Genomic DNA, 19,935 nt, shown 5'->3' with positions numbered 1-19,935 from the left:
CAGAATACTTTTGTTTTTCAATTCATCATCTTTTAAACCCCAAAACTACCTTCTTTTTGGAATAGGAAATTGAATCTTGTTATGATTTCAGTAATAGAATGACATTCCCTTTAACTGATCAGTGTTTTATGACTTTACCTTTGAAGTTAATTTTTCCTATTTTATAACTAAAAAAGTAGTTAGTAGCAATATTTCAAGGCTAGAAAATCTTGTAGAATTCAGTCTTACTTAATTCTCACTATAGAGAAATGTAATGTCTTAAAAAATATTGCTATTTTTTTCTAAAAGGAATGTCCAAACATCGAAGACGCAGACACAAATCGACAGGCTGTAAGTAACATTATTTATAGCTTCTGTGTAAGCTCTCAAACTATTTTTCTGTTAATTTATTTCAGATTTGTATTCTTCTCTTATGCCTGATTGTTTGAGAGTTTACACATAAAACTTTTAAAGGATTATGGGGTTTTCAAATGTGGGAATGTTCTGCAGGATTCAGCAAAGTTTGAGCCCTCCCCTGAATCCTGCGTGCCCAAAGGCAAGAAACAAATTACTTTAAAGCTATTTTAAGGTTTGTTCCTTGCCTCTTAAACAAAAATAAAGAGGTGGAATAAATTGAAACTAAACAGCAAAGTTAGAAAAATCAGCGGGCTTTTCATGATAATGCTCGTTATAGGTATGATACTGGTTACGCCTGCGATGGCGTGTCCGGCTGGAACACCTTGCGGTTCCACTGCAAGTGGAGTTGAAAAGAAAGAAATAACAGGAATGGAAAAGTACGAAAAAATTGCTTTTGCCCTAAATCTTAAAGATGTTCAAAAACTTTCCGGAAGTCCTTCTGCCACAGACTTGAAACAAATTGAAGATGGTGCTAAAGTTTATTCCATAGAAAAAACACTGGAAGATGGGTCTGCAGATTATGTGACAGGAGTTATATTGCCAGTAGAAGTTATTGCTGAAGATAATATCTCTGTCCAAATATCCAATGTTTTTGTAATATGGAGTGGTGAAAAACCTGCACAAGTAATGAGTGCTACACAAATTTTTGAAGATAAAACATTAAAAGAATTAACTTTAAATAGAGTAGGTGACGATGGAGAAATTCTCAATACACAAGTTGTGGACAACGGGGCTATAATTGGAGATACCAATGCAGACTTCTTTACCACTAATACAGAAGATGGTTACTGGACCTGTGTTGCGAATGAGCTTATCGATGATTGTCTTTGCTCAGTTTTAGGTATTGTTTGTCCTCCTGGAACGCCATCAATATGTGATGTTTGTTTAACAGTGCTTTCGCCTTGTTTCTATATGCCTTCGCTTCTAACTTGTTCACCAGCTGCAGTTTGCATGGGTGTTGAAATAATATATGTGATGGCAATGTGTTATTAACATAACACATAAAAGGTTCAAATCCAATAACATTAGAACTAATTGCTAATTGATGCACATAATAAATGAATATTAGTAACTGTTCACTTCAATAAACCCTCGAACTACTACTGTTAGTCCTTTTCAATATGTAGATAAATTCTATCTTGGTTTTATTTAGTGGGCAAAGTTGAATCATTAGGGTTACTTGTTGGAATTAATAGTTGCGAATATTTAGGAACATATGGATATCTATTAACAATCAAGTTCCGGAAAAAACACATATAACTTAATATTTTTCATGCGCTTCAGATAATTGTGTGTCTGAACTGAAAAATACTTAATGTTTATGAGAGGTTTTCACCTCTCATTTTTTATGAGGAGAGAATATGGCATCAAAAAAGAGTTTATTCCTTGCTTTTACAATAATTATTTTTGCAATTATTTATTGTGGTTTTGAGGAAAGAGCAAACTCAGAATCGATCTCTAAGAACTTAATAAATAAACAACAAGATATATATGATATATCTTATGATGAAAAATTGACTATGTTTATAGGAAATGAATCTATAATCACTGAATCTAGTTTTCTTATCAAAAATCCCAATATGTATAAAAGAGTCGATCGGGTAAATTCTTCCACATGTTTAACAATTGGCTCAGATGGGATACTAACATGGGAGTATGATCCAATTACAAACAAAACATGGTTAATCAATGACACTTCACAGAATTCTATACAGACCACTCCAACATATAGTGAATTTATTAATTCTATATCAGATAATTGTACTATAAACTACAAAGGTATTGAATATTTAGGAGAAGTCAAAACTTATAAACTAGAAGTAATTTCGAGTAAACTAAACGAGCCTGAAAGCTGGAGTCGTCTATTATGGATTGATCCCAAAATCTGGATGCCGTTAAAGATCCAAAGTTATAACGGTGACAAACTTCTGATGACACTAGAATATGAGAATTATTCTATAAATTCAGGCATAAAAGATACTGAATTTAAATTTAAACCTATAGAAGGTACTGAGGTGATTAATATATGAATATAGACCATATCGTTAAAGAAGAATTATTACGTTCATTTCCAGTACTATTTGTTAGTTTTTTAATAATCGGGCTACTGATTAGGGAAGGATATATTCCGTTAGAGATGTCAAGGGTGTTTATTCTTGCCCTCTTTGTTACAGCTGTCCATTTCTTTTTTATGGTCTGGTATAGAAAAAAGGAACAGATTGATGACAATAATTTTTTCAATATAATTGATCATATTTTGAGCTCAAAATCTCATGATGAAAAAATCACAGAGATCAACAAAGATGAAAAAACTAAAATTTCCTCATCAATTCGAAAAAATATGCGCCTTCTAATTCTTACAATACTGCTGTATATTATTTACCTCTATGCTTCTTTAGTTTATAATATAGATCAAGTATTCTGGATTTTGATTATATTATTTACTGGGGGCGCATTGTCAAAAATTATATACGGCGAAAGGAAAGAAGATCAAAAAGATCCTGTGAGATTGCTGGTTTTCTACGTAATCGCATGTGTCTTCATTTTTGTACGCTACCTTGTACTTGATTATCCCATCCTTCCTATTTTGAAAGGAAGTATAATTTTTGGAATACTACTAGTACTTTTGGTTTTAGGAATAAAATGGTCACAACGCAAACAGAACTCAGATAATTAGGTTTCCTGTCATTAGCATACACAGGTTTGTGAAATAAAAAGAATACTTGTTGGGGATTTTATGAAAAGTAGTTCTCATACAATTAGTTTACTAGCCGTAATTTATTTATCTCTTATTTTTATACCGGTGGCCTGTGCAGAACCTGTCACAATCCAGTATTTCCATCAAAAAGGTTGTCATGATTGTGAAATAACTGATCCTATTGTCGATCGAATAGAAGCTCAATATGAGAACATGGTTATATCAAAAATTGAAACCAGTACTGCTGACGGTTTCAACCAATGGAATAAATATGGTTTTCTTGAAGTCCCGGCTATTGTGATAAACAATGAAACAAAAATTCCCAAAGAAGAAATTACTGAAGAAAAGCTAAAAACTTTAATTGATGAATATCTTGTGGAAGAGGAAAATATTACTGAATATACTACAGAAGAGGTAACGAGAAAAGAACAGGAAATCGAGTATATAAACACAGACCTGAATTTGCCATTTGCCTATTCTCTCGGACTTTTTGCAGGTTTTTCACCCTGCCTGATGGCTATACTTGGATTTCTTTTAAGCTTTACTGCAGGGACGAGCAATAGTGCGAAAAGTGGAATGGTACGTGCAACAGTGTTTGGATTAGGGCTGGTGGGTTCTTACTTATTATTGGGCCTGTGTTTACTCTCATTCCGAAAGTCAATTCCAGATTTGGAAAGCTTTTCTTTTGTTACAGGCATCATTGTAATTCTCATCGGGTTAAACCTTCTGGGGATCTTAAAATCTCCTGTAGTTCTGGATAATTATTTTCAGAGTTCTGCCAGGAAATATGCAGGTACTCTGGGTGGAGTTTTCTTTCTTGGGATATTGTTTTCGTTTGTAAAAGTTCCCTGCACTGCTCCAATGCTCCTTGTACTGCTCAACAAGACTATTACAAACGGGACTGTTAATGATCTGGCTCTATTGCTTGCTTTCAGCGGAGGGGTGTTGACACCTTTTATTGGAGTTGGTATGATAGGGGGCTATACTCTGTCCAAGCAGATTCGTTCATATAAAATGTATCTAAAAAAAATTAGTGGATTTGTGCTTATTTTACTGGGTTTATGGATTATGGCCTGAATTAACTAATGAAGACAAAACATCGAAGTTAAATCTAAATAATTGATTAACATATGAAACTTGTGTAATTTATATATAATCTATTCATGCGTCTTCGGTTAAGTGAAGAATCATGATAAATTGCCTCCACTTTCATAACAGTTGTCAAATCTTTAATCCTATTATAGGCTGGGAAAGGTATCGATTTCATGTAAATAGGCCAAAACTTAAGGCAGGCTTCTGGTGCAAAATCGATAGCTTTCGGGCAAGAAAATTCCTTAACCGATGACCAATGAATAACTCTCATAAAAATCAATAATACAGATTAAGATAGAAGGTACTGATTGTTAGGGGTTCTGGTCGGAAAGCTTATATTCTTTGACTTTTTAAATTACTGACTAACATAACAAAAACCCGGAAGATGTTTGTATTATTCATATTCATAGGACTGATAGACATTCCTGAAGTTTCAACCGAGGTGAATACTTGGAAAGCTCTGATAAGGAAGATTCTCCTGTTTCTGCCGAAAAAGAATACATGTCAGTCCCTGGATAGAAAAAGGTTTGAGGAGAATCGGTCAGTGAAACCGAAAACTAGACATTTAGTCTTTACCAGCATTAAGCTTCAAAAGAAGCTTATCGTCTGTTTGCTATTTTTCCTTTTAACAACAATTGTAGGGAAAACAAATGTACTTAATAATCCTAACCGAGATAGCGTTTATACCTATATTGAAGCCAACCCTGGAGTTTGTTTTAGTGACATTGCAAAAAATACTGGCTTGAACAGGAGGACAGTCCAGTATCACATACAAGTTCTGGAAACTCAATATAAAATTGAAGTTTACAAGGAGGGCGGAAGAATAAGGTGTTTCCAAAACTCAACATATAGTGAAAAGGAAAAGAAAATTCTTGTTACCTCTCAAAACATAACGAATAAAAGGATAATTTCAGAAATATTAAATGGTAAGTGTAATACAAACGTAGCTCTTGCGCGTGAGATTGGAATTTCCAAGGGCACAGTTAGCTGGTATATGAAAAATCTTAAGGAAATTGGTTTTATAAAGGAAACAAAAAGAGGAAAAAATATAATCTATAAAATAAACATTTCGTACAAACACTTGATAGAAAGATACAAGTAAGCATCTGATCCACTTCACGGTATTGTGTACTAAAAAGCTTTTAGAAAAGTTTACTAGAATTTCTTTTTGTATCAGAATACTTTTGTTTTTTCAATTCCTAATTTCTTGAACTTCTAACCTGCCTTATTTTGGAATAAGGAATTAAATATTGATTGCAGCTTCAATAATAAAGTGAGATTCCCCTTGTACTGATCACACTGCTTATTTTACGACTTTCCCTATTGGAGCCGGCTTTTCTCATTTTATAACTAAAAAGTAGTTAGTAGCGATACTAAGAGCTAGAAAATCTTGTAGATTTCAGTTTTACTCAATTCTTACCATAGAGAAATATAGTGTCTTAAAAAATATTGCTATTTTTTCCTAAAAGGAATATCCAAACATCGAAGATGCAGACACAAATCGATGGCTGTAAGTAACATTATTTATAACTTCTGTGCAAGTTCTCAAACTATTTTTCTCTTAACTTATTTCAGATTTGTATTCTTCTCTTATGCCTGATTGTTTGAGAGTTTACACATAAAACTTTTAAAGGATTATGGATCTTTCGAATGTGGGAATGTTCTGCAGGATTCAGTAAAGATTGAGCCCTCCCCTGAATCCTGCGTGCCCAAAGGCAAGAAACAGATTACTTTAAAGCTATTTTAAGGTTTGTTCCTTGCCTCTTAAACAAAAATAAAAGAGGTAAAACAAATGATAATAAAAAACCAAAAATTTATGTTGAGTGTATTGCTTGCCTCAATGCTATTGGTGAGCATGGCATTTGTGCCAGCTGTGACGGCACAGCCAGAGAAAGAACTAGCAGACGGATTCATTATTGATAGCAACGGTCAAATAACACCGAAATCAGTAGTTGGAGAGCTAGGTGAAAATATCTGTGATGGGCTGATTGCAGCACTTTGGGTGCTGGATGAGGTTATCGATGACGATCGAATTGAAGATGCTCAAGATGAACTCTCTGAAGCTGCTGATGCATTCAGAAACAATAATATATCAAGAGGAATGGATTATTTAGATTTTGCTTTAAACACCATATGGGATATTTTATATGATTGGGTTTCTCAGATTCCCAGCTGGCTGTACAATGAACTGGTTGATTTGCTGAATGAAGCGGAGGACTTTATTGATCAGTACTCTTGAGTCTATATCTTGTTAGGTTAAGTCTATATCTTGCTGGGTTTAAAACCCAGCATTTTTTTGAATGTGATATCATGAAAACTGGAAATTTATTATTTATAGGGATAATGGTTGGGCTTGTATTATTCGAATTTTTTGAATTTTTAGAGTTTGATCCGATATACGGAGGGATTATAGGTGCAATTATTGTAGGTACATTAATTGGTAAAATCATAGGCAAAGGCTCGGTAAAATATGCTTTTCTTTCAATATTTACGTACAACCTTATTGCTTGGATTGTAACTTTTTTGCTTACCTCCGATGGAAAGCTTGTGTTACAATCCGGAGGTGTGGCTGTATCTGTTTTCATTGGATCTTTGCTCGTTCTGTTTTTTTTCTATTCGATGATCGGATCCTTCGGAGCATTTGTTACCTGCAGCCTGAGCAGAAGTGAACAGGGTTGAAGATTATGAATTTCTCGGAAATACGGATTATTGGGGAAGATGAAATATTGAGAGGTTCAAAAAGCAAGTATGTATGCTTTTTTGGTGGAATATTTATCTTTTTTTGTTTTCTGGCAATGCGCTTCAGTACTTACATCTCTTTTTTGTTTTCGAATTCCGGGGGCATCCCGTATATTTTGATTTCGTATATTGTAGTATTGTCTATCGGACCTTTTATGACTTTGATATCATCTTTTGATATCGTAAGCAGCGAAACTGAAACAGGGTCGGTAAGATACATTCTCTCCAAGGTCCAGAGGTCATCTTTTATTTTAGGGAAATTTTTCTTTCTATTTCTGGTATTTATGTCCGCTTCCTCCGGAATTGCACTTATAAGCCTGATATATCAGTATTCCACAGGAAATGCCTTTCAGTTCGAAAGTATTATTTTATTCTGGATTTCCTCAAGCCTTTATCTGGGATGCTTCATAGGTATTTTTTTATTCATCTCAACATTGTCTGCAAACAACAAAATTTCATTTACAATGTCCGTGGTCTTTCTTGGGATTTTGATATTTTTCATTTTACAGGGAAATGAGAGTTATCTGAAATATATCACCCCCTTCTTTTACGGGATTAAAAATATGGAGTTCATGAAAGGCTTCCCGGTTGGAGCTGGATACCTCACGGCTTTTGAAAGCCTGTTTTCAATGTTCCTGTACATACTGGTCTTTTTATCCATGAGTTTGCTGGCCATTAAAAGGAGGGATTTATAATTTCCGCGGCTATTTCTACCAAAAACCTGTACAAAAAATACGGCTCTCGTTTTGTTCTCGAAAATCTTTCCCTAAATGTAGAAAAAGGGAGTATCTATGGTTTTTTGGGCCAGAACGGTGCCGGAAAAACAACTACAATAAAATTACTTTCAGGGCTTTCAACACCTACGCAGGGGCAAGTTTTTGTTGATGGCATGGACCTTTCTTCCGAATCAGGAAAGATTAAACAGATTCTGGGACTGGTCCCCCAGGATTCCGGTTTTTACGACGAACGGACTGCCTTAAGCCACATGATCTATTACGGCAGATTGAAAGGCCTGAGCAAAAAAGAAAGCGTGGAACAATCCAGGGTTTTATTGGACCAGGTTGGACTTGGCAATGAAATTTTCAAAAGGGTGGGCTATTTTTCCCATGGTATGAAAACACGACTGGGAATTGCGCAGGCTCTTTTGAATAATCCAAAAGTACTGATCCTTGATGAACCCACAAACGGCCTTGACCCTGTTGGAATCCGGCAAATCCGGCAAATTCTTCGTGAGTGCAATAACAAGGGAATCACGGTATTTCTTTCGTCCCATAACCTTCTGGAAATACAGGAAATCTGTACCCATGTCGGAATTCTGGATAAAGGCAAGCTTATTGCTGAAAGTGCAATTGAAAAAATCCGCCACTTAGAGTCAAATGGGGTTATTACGGTTGGGGTCTACAATCTCTCATCTGAAATGATTTCTTTAATTGAAAGTCTGGAATTCGTAGTAAAAACCGAATTGAAAGCTGAACATACTCTGGATATTTATGTAAACTCCGGAATAGATTTCAAACCAGAAATAAACAGATTAATTGTTGAAAGTGGAGGCAAAGTTTTCAAACTTATAGAAAACTCTCTCTCATTGGAAGATGCGTTCTTTGATGCTACCGGAATAAAATTTTAATTTCGGGTAGACAGTCCATCTTCATTTTTGCTTATCTATCTTCAGCCTCTTGAAGCTGGTTTAGATAGGTTTTCTACAGAGCCAAATTGAGGCTAATTAATATTTGGAATGAGGAATATGATAAAGAAGAAAATTGTTTCTATGCTTTTTTTGATAATTTGTATTGTTTTTACATCTGGTTGCATGAATGAATCGGACGCAGAAGACACTGAACTGATTGCAGAAGAAATTGCAGCAAAGATGCAGGAAAAAGAAAACAGCATTGAGGATTCTTCATATACTCTTTGTATGACGACGTATTTTGAAGGAGAGAAAACACAGGAAAGTGAATTTGATATCATGTACAAAAAGCCGAATATGAAGAAAACAATTACAAAAGGGACAGAGAATGAAAGTGTAATGATTTACGATGGAAAAATTGAGTGGTTGTACGATCCCGAAACAAATGTTGTCCAGAAAATAATAGTTCCTGAAGAGTATCAATTCGAAATTGATTACTTCAAGCTCTTTAACGATACTTTAAGTGAATATAATATTTCTGTGCATGGGAATGATACGATTGATGGGAGAATTGTATATTTCCTTGAAGCGAAACCGAAAGAGGGAAGAGAAGAAAGCATTTTGATTGACGAGATTAATATCTGGGTTGATGAAGAAACCTGGATACCCCTGAAGTATGAAATTTACCAGGGTAAGCAAAGAATGGAAATCGAGATTCAAAACTTAAAGATTAACACCGGAGTTCAGGATTCCGAATTTGTGTTTGATATACCTGAAGGAGCAGAAGTAGTTACAATGAACTTTGAAGATTTGCTTAATAAAAATATGTCCGAGGAACAAATAAAGGTTACTGCCGATGGAGGGAAAGAAACAACCATGATAGCTATTATTTGAACAACATCGTATTCACTTGACAATCTATATGCTATCAAAATAAAAAAGGAAATTTAAAAGGGAACTTCGAGATTGAAACCAAAGGGAAGGTTCTAGAAAATATTAAGCAGATCAAAATTCAGTGGATAAATTCCCTGGAATATCTCTTGTCGTTATGAAAATCACTGAAGTTTCGAATTTATTGGCCGGAAAACTCATAAAGGATTGTTTAAAACTGGAAAAGTGAAAACTTGATTTTAAAGTATCCAATAGCTCGGTGATGGTAGGGCCATGAAAATCGATGATATTGTAAAACAAGAAATATGGCGTTCAATTGCAACTTATTTCTTTTCTCTTCTTTTTTTGTAACTATTCAGGGTATAGTTAACGGCGCTCTCTTGAGCGCCGCTATAATACCCTCCAAAACAGGTAATCCGTTCTTTCTAATTGTAGAGATGTAAGCTCTAATTCTGCAGAAAGCTTCCGCTCCTTGTATAGTTCTGAAAGTTCCTGATATTTTCTGCTGTAATTTCATCATCCTGATATCTCTTTCTGCTTGATTATTCTCAAACGGAACTTTCAAATCTGTCAGGAATCTCAGAATATTTTCTTTGTGTTCTATAAACCTATCTAGCAGATTCCTTGCTTTTGTTTTTGGATTTTTTCCACGTTTTCCTTTCTTTTCAGGATTTAGAGATTGTGGATTTTCTTCAATTCCTTTAATTATGATAGCATCGAACCTTTCTTCCAATGCTTTAATTTGCTCAAAATCCAGTTCTTTGACTTGATCCTTGCATTCATCGGTATACTTTTTCATCTCAGTGAGCAATTCATTCATTTCTTTAGCCCACTGCTGTTTATAGTTCTCTTCAATTCCAGTAAGTTCTCTCTGTAAATGAGCATTACAGAGAGCATGATCACAGTCATAAACGTTGTAAGGTTTCCATCCGTCGTGAACTGCTACTCCCTTAAACTCCGGAAGAATACCCATAGCGTCTATTGCTTCTGCTCCTCTTTTTGAGTGAGGTAAATAACAGGTGTATTTCTCATTAGAAGCTACATGAAGCCAGTGTCGTTTTCCTTCGATCTTCATACCAGTTTCATCAAAATGGACAACATGAGAAATCATTAATTTCTCTCTAATAACGTTTTCAAATTCCTCTAAATTCTGGAAACATTCTCTTTCTGCTCTAATTATCGTAGCAGGACAGATTTTTATTCCCATTATGTCCTCAAAAAATTCGGAAATTCTTTCATAGGGGATAAAATGGTGATTTTTACAGTAAATAGCTGAAGCTAAAATATTTGGACCATACTGAACTGGATATTTAACTGATTCAGGAAAAACAGCTTTATTTATTTTTCCACAGTAAGGGCAGGTCTTTATCTGACTTTTGTGTTCTGTAACAATCAGATTTACAGGGAGGGAATATCAAAGACCTGTCTTTTCTCATAGGCTTCAACTTCAACATTCTCAAGAGTATGGCCACATTCTTTGCAGCAACTCAAAGAATGTTCTATTACCTACTCAGGATGATCAACCATTTCAAGAGTTGTTCCTGGATGACCATCTTGACCTCCAGGTTTTTTGCCACTCTTTTTACGGAGACTCTTGGGGTTAGGTTTCTCCTTGATAAAAAAATCAGTAGAAGGAGGGCGACTGCTGTTACGACTGTTTTGGTTTAAACGAGATTCTAAGGCTATCAACCTTTCAGTAAGTTCTTTAATTTGAGTTTCAAGACTCACAATGTAAGCAATGACTTCAGGGTTTGAAGCACACAAAGCAAGAATCTCTTCACGTGTAAGCATGATAACGAAACAAAATAGGATTCAATTTATATCCAATTTTTCCTCGAAAAGAGGAAAAATTGTAGCCTTTAAAAGGCTGCCTGAATAGTTACCTTTTTTTTATCTATTTATATAAGGAAGGATACATCTTAATAGAAGCTCAGACAACTTTTATTCTAGCTTTCTTTTTCACAATAATAATTTTTTCACTCTTGGTCTGGTATAGGAAAAAGGAACAACTTTTGAACTCATCTATTTCCTCAATAATAATTCATATTTTTGAATCCAAATTTGATAAAGAAAAAACTGTAGAGCCTCATGAAAAAGAAGAAATCAGCATCTTTTCCTCTATTCGAAAAAATATGCGCCTTCTAATTCTTACAATACTGCTGTATATTATTTACCTCTATGCTTCTTTAGTTTATAATATAGATCAAGTATTCTGGATTTTGATTATATTATTTACTGGGGGCGCATTGTCAAAAATTATATACGGCGAAAGGAAAGAAGATCAAAAAGATCCTGTGAGATTGCTGGTTTTCTACGTAATCGCATGTGTCTTCATTTTTGTACGCTACCTTGTACTTGATTATCCCATCCTTCCTATTTTGAAAGGAAGTATAATTTTTGGAATACTACTAGTACTTTTGGTTTTAGGAATAAAATGGTCACAACGCAAACAGAACTCAGATAATTAGGTTTCCCGTCATTAGCATACACAGGTTTGTGAAATAAAAAGAATACTTGTTGGGATTTTATGAAAAGTAGTTCTCATACAATTAGTTTACTAGCCGTAATTTATTTATCTCTTATTTTTATACCGGTGGCCTGTGCAGAACCTGTCACAATCCAGTATTTCCATCAAAAAGGTTGTCATGATTGTGAAATAACCGATCCTATTGTCGATCGAATAGAAGCTCAATATGAGAACATGGTTATAACAAGAATTGAAACCAGTACTGCTGACGGTTTCAATCAATGGAACAAGTATGGTTTTCTTGAAGTCCCGGCTATTGTGATAAACAATGAAACAAAAATTCCCAAAGAAGAAATTACTGAAGAAAAGCTAAAAACTTTAATTGATGAATATCTTGTGGAAGAGGAAAATATTACTGAATATACTACAGAAGAGGTAACGAGAAAAGAACAGGAAATCGAGTATATAAACACAGACCTGAATTTGCCATTTGCCTATTCTCTCGGACTTTTTGCAGGTTTTTCACCCTGCCTGATGGCTATACTTGGATTTCTTTTAAGCTTTACTGCAGGGACGAGCAATAGTGCGAAAAGTGGAATGGTACGTGCAACAGTGTTTGGATTAGGGCTGGTGGGTTCTTACTTATTATTGGGCCTGTGTTTACTCTCATTCCGAAAGTCAATTCCAGATTTGGAAAGCTTTTCTTTTGTTACAGGCGTCATTGTAATTCTCATTGGATTAAACCTTCTGGGGGTCTTGAAATCTCCTGTAGTTCTGGATAATTATTTTCAGAGTTCTGCCAGGAAATATGCAGGTACTCTGGGTGGAGTTTTCTTTCTTGGGATATTGTTTTCGTTTGTAAAAGTTCCCTGCACTGCCTCAATACCCTGTACTGCTTAACAAAACTGTTACAAACGAGATTGTAAAACTATTACAAACGGGACTGTTAATGATCTGGCTCTATTGCTTGCTTTCAGTGGCGGAGTATTAACTCCTTTTATTGGGGTTGGTTTGATAGGGGGTTATACTTTACCTAAACAGGTCCGTTCATATAAAATATATCTGAAAAAAATCAGTGGACTTGTGCTCATATTTTTTGGATTATGGATTATGATTTAAGTCGTAAGATAAAAGACAAAATAAGAAGTAAAATCTAAAAAACTGATTAACATATAATAATATTTATTAATCATGTGACAACCATTACATATAATATGCAATAATGTGAAAAATATGGATAATTTAAACCTGAATAATCTGTTATTTGATCCAAATTCATTTTTCGAGGAAAAGTCGAGAAATGATGTCGATCTTAAGTATCCTGTATTGATATTACTTGTAGTTGCTGTAATTGCAATGGTTTCAAGTTTTCTGGCTATGAATCAATTGCGTGGACTGCTTCCTTCTGAGATGAGTTCATATATATCGACTACAGCAATTCTTTTCGGTGTCATTTGGGGTTTGATCTGGGTCTTTCTAATCTGGGTTATAGTAGCTGGAATTTTATATTCAATATCATATGTGTTTGAATCAAAAGGTTCTTTCAAAAGGACGTTAGAGTTTGTAGGTTATGGATTTGTGCCAAAAATATTTAGCAGTTTAATAAATGTTTTTGTAACATACAAACTTACACCTTCGATAGATTTTTCATTACAGGACCCGCAGCTTATAGCTGAAAGTACAACACAGATGTTCTCAAATAATCCCCTGTATTATACCTCACAAATAGTTGGAATTTTATGCCTCTTACTGTCTGCATACATATGGGTATTTGCACTTTTACACGCGCGAAATATGTCAATTAAAAATGCCACCCTTGCTGTCGGTATTCCAGTAGGCCTGTACGTTGTTTACCTATTATATTTATTCCTGTTTACTTCAGGAAGCATTTAATTCTGTAACAACAAAACAAAAGGAGTATTATCATGTCTGATAGGGTGTATACTTCAAATTTACTTGGGCTAATATTTTCATTTTTAGTTCCAAATTTTTAGAAAATTGCTAAAAATGATTTGGAGCATGTAGACAAATTCTCTGCAAAAGCCCTTGCTGTCATGAAGATCACAGAAGTTTACGAGTGCAAATCCGGCGATGGAGCTGGAAAGCAGCTTCTCTAAATAACTTTAAAAATTAATATAAAAATTTAGGCATTTCATGATCCTGAGGGTGATAAAGCATCCTCATAACCTTACTTTTTTGACGAAATATTCTGGATAACAAAATATTCTGGATAACAAAATATTCTGGACAACAAAATATTCTGGATAAATTATATTATGATGTTTTTTTGACTGCTATTTTTTTTTATAACAGTTCTTCAGACCCCGGGTCCTGGCCTGAGAAGTTCAGAATTATTTTGGTTTAAAACAAAACTTGGCTCTTCCTTTACAGGCACACATTTATATCATCTCTGCCCTCTGGAAGAAATAACCACTGGCGCAGATCATCAGGACCGAGAGTGTTAAAAGGACACATACATCCAGAACAATTGAGAATTCACAATGACCAATCAATACTCCCCTTAAAGCATCCACACCGTATGTCAGCGGATCAAAATAAGACAGAATCCTGATTGGGGCTGGCAAATTTGAGACCGGAAATAAAGCCCCGGATAAAAGAAACAGAGGGAACGCAATAAAATTAATAACCGTGCTGAACCCGTGAAAGTCTTTCAGTACGGATGACAGAATCAATCCTATATTTATAAAGATCATCGATATAAGAACCATTATCACCAGAGAGGACAGAATTGCAGGAATAAGAGGCAGCCTGAAACCAAGTAATACCGACATCATCATAATAATAAGTGCCTGAATGAGTGAAGTGGTTGCACTTCCGGATATCATCCCGAGGACAATAGAGATTCTGCTTGCAGGCGTCACCATTACTTCTTTTAAAAACCCAAACTGCTTATCCATTATGACGCTCATGCCTGCATAAGCAGCCGTAAAAAGAAGGGTCATCCCTATAATGCCCGGCACCAGGTATTGAAAATATCCTATCGAGTCGGGCAGGCCCGGAAATTCCACTTTTCTAAAGCCCATTCCCTGAAATACCAGCATAAAAGCCGGCATGCCAATAGCACCCGCAACCCTTGACCTTGCCCTGAAGTACTTTATCATCTCACGCCGCCAGAGGACATAGATGACTTTTCCCTGAATCACCGGAGCATCCTCCTTCTCATACGCTCACGCCTGACTGACAGCCTGCTTCCTTCCTGCTCCCTTATTGTCGAACCCGTCAGGCGGAGAAAAACGTCTTCAAGGCTTGGTTTACTGAAATTTATCGATCTGATCCCAATTCCCAGGCTGGAAGCAGTCCGAAAAATATCAGGAATATTTTTTTCATAATCCGATATAATTACGTCAAGCATTTTTTCGTTCCGGGCAACTTCTTTCACCCATTCTTTCTTCCCAAGTGCAGAAGCGATGAGGTCAACCTTTCCTTCAATATCCAGGCTGACACAATCTCCTTTAAGACGTTTTTTCAGTCCTGAGGGGGTATCAAGTGCAATTATCTTTCCTTGGTCAATTATCGCAATACGGTCACAGAGGTAATCAGCCTCTTCCATATAATGTGTGGTCAGTATGACAGATGTCCCGTAATTCCGGTTCAGCTTTCTGATATGGTCCCATATTGATCTCCTGGTCTGCGCATCAAGCCCGAGAGTGGGCTCATCCAGAAACAGAACCTTCGGGTAGTGGATAAGCCCTCTTGCGATTTCAAGCCGTCTCTTCATCCCGCCCGAATAATATTCAACAAGAATATCAGCTTTATCGGACAGGCCCACAACCTCAAGGACTTCCCTTATTCTTTCTTCCCTTTCATCTGACACGATGCTGTACATCATGGCATGAAACTCAAGATTTTCCCTCCCTGTAAGCCCGATATCCAGTGAAGGGTCCTGAAATATTATCCCGATATTATTTCTAACCCTGGCAGGATCCCTTCTAAGGTCATACCCTGCAATTTCAGCATCGCCTGCCGTAGGAAGAAGAAGAGTGGTCAGCATATTGATTATGGTCGTTTTTCCCGCACCATTGGGGCCTAATAAACCGAAAAGCTCCCCGGTCTCAACCGAAAATGAGACCCGGTCAACAGCAGTAAACTCCCCGAATCTTTTTGTCAGTTCTTTAACCATTATCGCACTCATATTAAACAAAACCTTCAAACATGAATTTAAACAAAACCTTCAAACATGAATTTTAGAACAACCATCATAAGTTCACTTTTCAAAACCTACCTTTCAAAATCATCATAAGTTCACTTTTCAAAATCTACCTTTCAAAACATTCTTCCAAAATTTACTCTTTAAAATTTACTCTTTAAATTTGCCTTAGTTATAAAAGAAGCAGTAAAAATTTAAATTGATGAATAAGACTGTAAAACTCAATGGTTGTGACAGCACAGCCCTATTCTTGATCCTACAAGCCTTTTTGTATACTCATCAGAGGGCGAAAGCATAACGTCATGTGAATTTCCCATCTCTACAATCTTTCCGGAATTCATAACTGCTATCCTGTCAGCAATCTTCAGAGTCAGGGAGAGGTCGTGTGAAATATATATCATTGCAAACCCTCTCCTGTTCTGAAGTCCTTTTAAAAGGCGTAATATATTTGCAGAGGTTGAGACATCCAGAGCCGAAGTTATCTCATCGGCGATAAGGAGTTTCGGTTCCATAACCATTGCTCTTGCAAGTGCAACCCTTTGCCTCTGCCCGCCGCTGAGTTCCCCGCAGTATTTCCTGAGAAAATTATCTGTTGTGGGAAGGCGAACAAGTTCAAGGGCACTTTTAACCATCTGCAATCTGTTTCCATTGGACCCGATCTTATTGATATAAAGGGGCTCTTTGACCGCATCAAGCACGGTAAACCTGTTGCTTGTCGAACTGAACGGGTCCTGGAATACTATCTGAATGCCATTGACCCTGTTTCCGTATTTTCCTTTCCTGACATCCCCTTCCATAAACAGGACCTCTCCCCTTTCGGGTTTTATTACGTTTGCAAGGATATGTGCAAGTGTTGACTTTCCTGAACCTGTCTGGCCGACAATTGCAAGAACCTCCCCTTCCCTCACTTCCAGGCTAACATCCTCTACTGCCTGAAGATATCCACCGTCCGGCAGCCGATAACTGAAGCTCAGGTTTCTGGCTACCATAATGCCTGCTATGCCTCCTCTGTGGCACGCGATTTCTCTCCCGTTTCCTGCTGGTTTCAGGGCAGGGGAAACACTGTTGCATATACCGATTTTCTGTGTACACCTCGGGCTGAAAGGACAGCCGTTAAACCCATCCCCTGCCGGAACATCTCCGGGAATTCCCCATAAGTCCTTATACACAAAAATATCAGGGGTCGAATGAACAAGGCCTCTGGTATAAGGGTGAAGCGGAGATACAAGAATATCCCTTACAGGTCCGGTTTCCACAACCTTACCCGAATACATAACAGCAATCCTGGACGCCACGGAAGACACAAAAGTGATGTCATGAGAGATCATTAACATCGTATACCCGTTCTTCTTCTGCAGGCTTACCAGAAGGTCCCTTATCTCCTTTCGGGTAAATGCATCAAGTGCAGAGGTAACCTCATCAAGGATCAGCAGTTTCGGATCGCATGAAAGTGCCATTGCCAGAAGAACCCTCTGCCTCATGCCCCCTGAGAGCTGGTGAGGAAATGAATCCATCCATTCAGGATCAAGGCCTACAGTCCTGAACAGGTCAGCACATTTACTCCGGGCTCTTTCCGGGCTGATACCAAGGTGCCTTATCATCGGTTCCATTACCTGAAAGCCCACTTTCAGAACCGGGTTCATCACTTCCAGGCTGTTCTGGAAAACTATTGCAATATCTTTCCACCTGAACCTGTCCATTTCTGATTCAGGCAAAGAAGATATTACATGGTCCCTGTAAAGAGTTTCACCGGAAACGGCTGTATTTTCCGGCAAAAGCCCCATGATACTCAGTGCAACAGTGGTTTTGCCGCTTCCCGATTCCCCTACAATGCCAAGAATTTCTCCCTCTTCAATTTCAAAAGAAATTCCGTCTACAGCCCTGACCGTGTTAATGTCAGTTATGTAGTGGCATTTAAGGTCATTTACTTTAAGCAGACTCATAATCAGAAACCTTTCTTTATTTTTAGTTTGGGATCAAGTATCCTTTCCATATCCCTGCTTATGAACGCAAGACAGAGCAGGAGGAAAATAAGCATAAACAGCGGAGGCAACAGCCACCATTGCCAGTAGGGTGTAAAATATATCGACCTGAAGCCGGTTGCATGGTTAAGCATCATCCCCCAGCTCTTGGAAGTAGGGTCCCCAAGCCCCAGAAAAGCAAGCCCAGTTTCGGCTATGATTGCGTGTGAGGATATACCGATTACAAGCACAAGCAGGACAGGCATAACTTCGGGAAATATATGCCTCCAGAGCAGGTAAAATGGTTTTGCACCGTAATTTCGGGCTGCAGTGATGTAGTCGTTCTTCTTTAATGCCAGGGTCTGGGAACGTGCAATTCGTGCGGGTTTTGCCCAGCTGAAAAGGACAAGAATAAGAATTACGTTAAGAATGCTCGGTCCGAGAAAAGCGGATATTACGATAAGGAGAGGAAAACTCGGGAGAGCCATTGTTATATCGATTACTCTCATCAGTGCCTCGTCAACATTCCCTCCTATGTATCCTGCCAGTATCCCGACAGCCCCTCCTCCAAAACCTGCCGCAAACGCTACTGCAAGCCCTATTGTAAGGCTCATCCTTGCCCCGTAACATATCTGTGACCAGATGTCCATGCCCAGTTCATCCGTTCCAAGTATGTGTTCCGGACCTGGGGGTTCAAGTGAATTCCCTGTAATCTTCTGGGGGGGATAAATTGTTATCACAGGAGCAAAAACTGCCATTAAAATGATACAGATGATGCCAAAGACAGCAATTTTACCTTCAGTGCTGAACTTCGAAAATGTTTCAGCTGTACCGCTTACAAATTTGTCAATATTTAACGCCTGAGCAAATGAAATAATTCTGGCATTTCCAGAGGCAGCAACATCCTTTATCATACCACAACTCTCGGATCAAGTTTCCCGTATATTTTGTCAACCATCAGGTTGCAGACGAGTATGGAGACTGCAATTACCAGCAGAATTCCCTGGATAAGAGGATAATCCCTGCCGATTACAGCACTTCTGAGTGTCATCCCTATCCCGGGATAGGAAAAAACACTCTCAACCAGCACAACACCGCCCATCATTATTCCGATCATAAACCCTGTCCTTGTCACCACAGGAAGAAGTGCGTTCCTGAGAGCATGCCGTGTCCATACGGTTTTTTCTCCCAGGCCTTTGGCTCTCGCAGTCCTGATGTAGTCCTTTGTGGTCACTGTAATCAGAGTATTTCTGGTTAGCAGGTAAACTCCGGTCAGCTGGGAAAGGGAGAGGGTCACAACAGGAAGGAAGGCATGATACAGTATGTCCCATGCCTGTTCTGCCAGACCAGTATAATCTGCGAAGGGAGTAATGGCACCCGCAAGTGGGAAAAGCCTTAGGTGCACACTGAAAATAAGAAGAAGGATCAGGCCAAGCAGAAATGAGGGAATTTCTGCAAAAGCTATCATACCTGTCATCATAATCCTGTCACTTCCATTTTTCCTGTTTTTAGCCGAAAGTGTCCCGAGAAGCACACCTGAGACTGTACTTATTACAGTCGCTCCCATGACAATCAGCACGGTCCAGGGGAGATGCAGCAGTATTACGTCGCTGACAGGCATTTTGTAATAAATGCTCTTTCCCAGATTTCCAGTCATCAGATTTTTTATATATACTAAAAACTGTTCATACAGGGGTCTGTCAAGCCCGTAATAGTTCAGGTAATAAAGGCGCTGCTCTTCTGTCATTACAATAATTTCTTCCCCTACCTCATCCGCGGAAGTGGTTGCGAAAGGGTCACCTGGCATCATTCTTGGAAGAAAAAAGTTTATGGCAAGAATTACAAAAAGGGTCGATAATAACCTGAAAATAAACGAATTCCTGTCCTTTTCCATCC

Annotated in this window: 18 protein-coding genes and 1 pseudogene; 12 read left to right on the top strand and 7 right to left on the bottom strand. The window is 37.5% G+C overall.

Features of this window, described 5'->3' with window-relative positions:
• The first annotated feature begins 612 nt into the window (after positions 1–612).
• The 7 genes from MSMAS_RS12095 to MSMAS_RS12065 all read left to right on the top strand — a co-directional run bounded on the left by MSMAS_RS12095 (position 613) and on the right by MSMAS_RS12065 (position 6,865).
• On the top strand, positions 613–1,389 hold the full coding sequence (locus MSMAS_RS12095; protein ID WP_152558012.1) for a hypothetical protein: 777 nt from the start codon (positions 613–615) through the stop codon (positions 1,387–1,389).
• 368 nt (positions 1,390–1,757) lie between these two features.
• A complete protein-coding gene (locus MSMAS_RS12090) occupies positions 1,758–2,426 on the top strand; it encodes a LolA family protein (protein WP_011034362.1) in 669 nt (222 codons plus the stop codon).
• Positions 2,423–3,073, top strand: a complete 651-nt coding sequence (locus tag MSMAS_RS12085; RefSeq protein ID WP_048041120.1) for a hypothetical protein — start codon at positions 2,423–2,425, stop codon at positions 3,071–3,073. Before MSMAS_RS12090 ends, MSMAS_RS12085 begins: the two co-directional genes overlap by 4 nt.
• A gap of 126 nt (positions 3,074–3,199) precedes the next feature.
• Positions 3,200–4,171: a cytochrome c biogenesis CcdA family protein gene (locus MSMAS_RS12080; protein ID WP_226987598.1), complete on the top strand. Its 972-nt coding sequence runs from the start codon at positions 3,200–3,202 to the stop codon at positions 4,169–4,171.
• A 559-nt stretch (positions 4,172–4,730) separates the two neighbouring features.
• A complete protein-coding gene (locus MSMAS_RS12075) occupies positions 4,731–5,288 on the top strand; it encodes a winged helix-turn-helix transcriptional regulator (protein WP_230625023.1) in 558 nt (185 codons plus the stop codon).
• A gap of 690 nt (positions 5,289–5,978) precedes the next feature.
• Positions 5,979–6,425 carry a hypothetical protein gene (locus MSMAS_RS12070; RefSeq protein WP_048038379.1) on the top strand — a complete coding sequence of 149 codons (447 nt, stop codon included), beginning with the start codon at positions 5,979–5,981 and terminating at the stop codon, positions 6,423–6,425.
• 71 nt (positions 6,426–6,496) lie between these two features.
• A complete protein-coding gene (locus MSMAS_RS12065) occupies positions 6,497–6,865 on the top strand; it encodes a hypothetical protein (RefSeq protein WP_048038376.1) in 369 nt (122 codons plus the stop codon).
• A gap of 130 nt (positions 6,866–6,995) precedes the next feature.
• On the opposite strand, the gene MSMAS_RS19555 is transcribed toward MSMAS_RS12065, so the two are convergent.
• Positions 6,996–7,145, bottom strand: coding sequence for a hypothetical protein (locus MSMAS_RS19555; protein ID WP_230626570.1), 150 nt, complete (start codon positions 7,143–7,145; stop codon positions 6,996–6,998).
• Between MSMAS_RS19555 and MSMAS_RS12060 the strand changes: the two genes are divergently transcribed.
• The 3 genes from MSMAS_RS12060 (at position 7,081) to MSMAS_RS12050 (ending at position 9,446) form a co-directional block, all read left to right on the top strand.
• Entirely contained in the window at positions 7,081–7,620 is a 540-nt protein-coding gene (locus MSMAS_RS12060) for an ABC transporter permease (protein WP_230626559.1), read from the top strand. The two genes, MSMAS_RS19555 and MSMAS_RS12060, sit on opposite strands and share 65 nt — an antisense overlap.
• Positions 7,617–8,552, top strand: coding sequence for an ABC transporter ATP-binding protein (locus MSMAS_RS12055; RefSeq protein ID WP_316243077.1), 936 nt, complete (start codon positions 7,617–7,619; stop codon positions 8,550–8,552). Before MSMAS_RS12060 ends, MSMAS_RS12055 begins: the two co-directional genes overlap by 4 nt.
• Positions 8,553–8,735: 183 nt before the next feature.
• A complete protein-coding gene (locus tag MSMAS_RS12050) occupies positions 8,736–9,446 on the top strand; it encodes a LolA family protein (RefSeq protein WP_052735108.1) in 711 nt (236 codons plus the stop codon).
• Positions 9,447–9,798: 352 nt separating this feature from the next.
• On the opposite strand, the pseudogene tnpC reads toward MSMAS_RS12050, so the two are convergent.
• Positions 9,799–11,234, bottom strand: a pseudogene (gene tnpC, locus MSMAS_RS12045) (IS66 family transposase).
• 802 nt (positions 11,235–12,036) lie between these two features.
• Between tnpC and MSMAS_RS12030 the strand changes: the two are divergent.
• Both MSMAS_RS12030 and MSMAS_RS12025 read left to right on the top strand, forming a co-directional pair.
• Entirely contained in the window at positions 12,037–12,810 is a 774-nt protein-coding gene (locus tag MSMAS_RS12030) for a cytochrome c biogenesis protein (protein ID WP_230633253.1), read from the top strand.
• A 333-nt stretch (positions 12,811–13,143) separates the two neighbouring features.
• The gene (locus MSMAS_RS12025; protein WP_011034371.1) at positions 13,144–13,803 is read left to right on the top strand and encodes a YIP1 family protein; all 660 of its coding nucleotides are present in this window, start codon (positions 13,144–13,146) and stop codon (positions 13,801–13,803) included.
• Positions 13,804–14,309: 506 nt separating this feature from the next.
• On the opposite strand, the gene MSMAS_RS12020 is transcribed toward MSMAS_RS12025, so the two are convergent.
• The 5 genes from MSMAS_RS12020 to MSMAS_RS12000 all read right to left on the bottom strand — a co-directional run bounded on the left by MSMAS_RS12020 (position 14,310) and on the right by MSMAS_RS12000 (position 19,933).
• Positions 14,310–15,074 carry an ABC transporter permease gene (locus tag MSMAS_RS12020; protein WP_011034372.1) on the bottom strand — a complete coding sequence of 255 codons (765 nt, stop codon included), beginning with the start codon at positions 15,072–15,074 and terminating at the stop codon, positions 14,310–14,312.
• The gene (locus MSMAS_RS12015) at positions 15,071–16,063 is read right to left on the bottom strand and encodes an ATP-binding cassette domain-containing protein (RefSeq protein ID WP_048041125.1); all 993 of its coding nucleotides are present in this window, start codon (positions 16,061–16,063) and stop codon (positions 15,071–15,073) included. The genes MSMAS_RS12020 and MSMAS_RS12015 overlap by 4 nt, the downstream gene beginning before the upstream one ends.
• Before the next feature lie 236 nt (positions 16,064–16,299).
• Positions 16,300–18,021, bottom strand: coding sequence for a dipeptide ABC transporter ATP-binding protein (locus tag MSMAS_RS12010; protein WP_011034374.1), 1,722 nt, complete (start codon positions 18,019–18,021; stop codon positions 16,300–16,302).
• A gap of 2 nt (positions 18,022–18,023) precedes the next feature.
• Entirely contained in the window at positions 18,024–18,953 is a 930-nt protein-coding gene (locus tag MSMAS_RS12005) for an ABC transporter permease (protein WP_011034375.1), read from the bottom strand.
• Entirely contained in the window at positions 18,950–19,933 is a 984-nt protein-coding gene (locus MSMAS_RS12000) for an ABC transporter permease (RefSeq protein WP_011034376.1), read from the bottom strand. The genes MSMAS_RS12005 and MSMAS_RS12000 overlap by 4 nt, the downstream gene beginning before the upstream one ends.
• Positions 19,934–19,935: the final 2 nt, after the last annotated feature.

The sequence above is a fragment of the Methanosarcina mazei S-6 genome (genome assembly GCF_000970205.1).
GTDB lineage: Archaea > Halobacteriota > Methanosarcinia > Methanosarcinales > Methanosarcinaceae > Methanosarcina > Methanosarcina mazei.
Note: the sequence above shows the minus strand (reverse complement) of the source record. Positions and strands in the feature narration are given on the sequence as shown.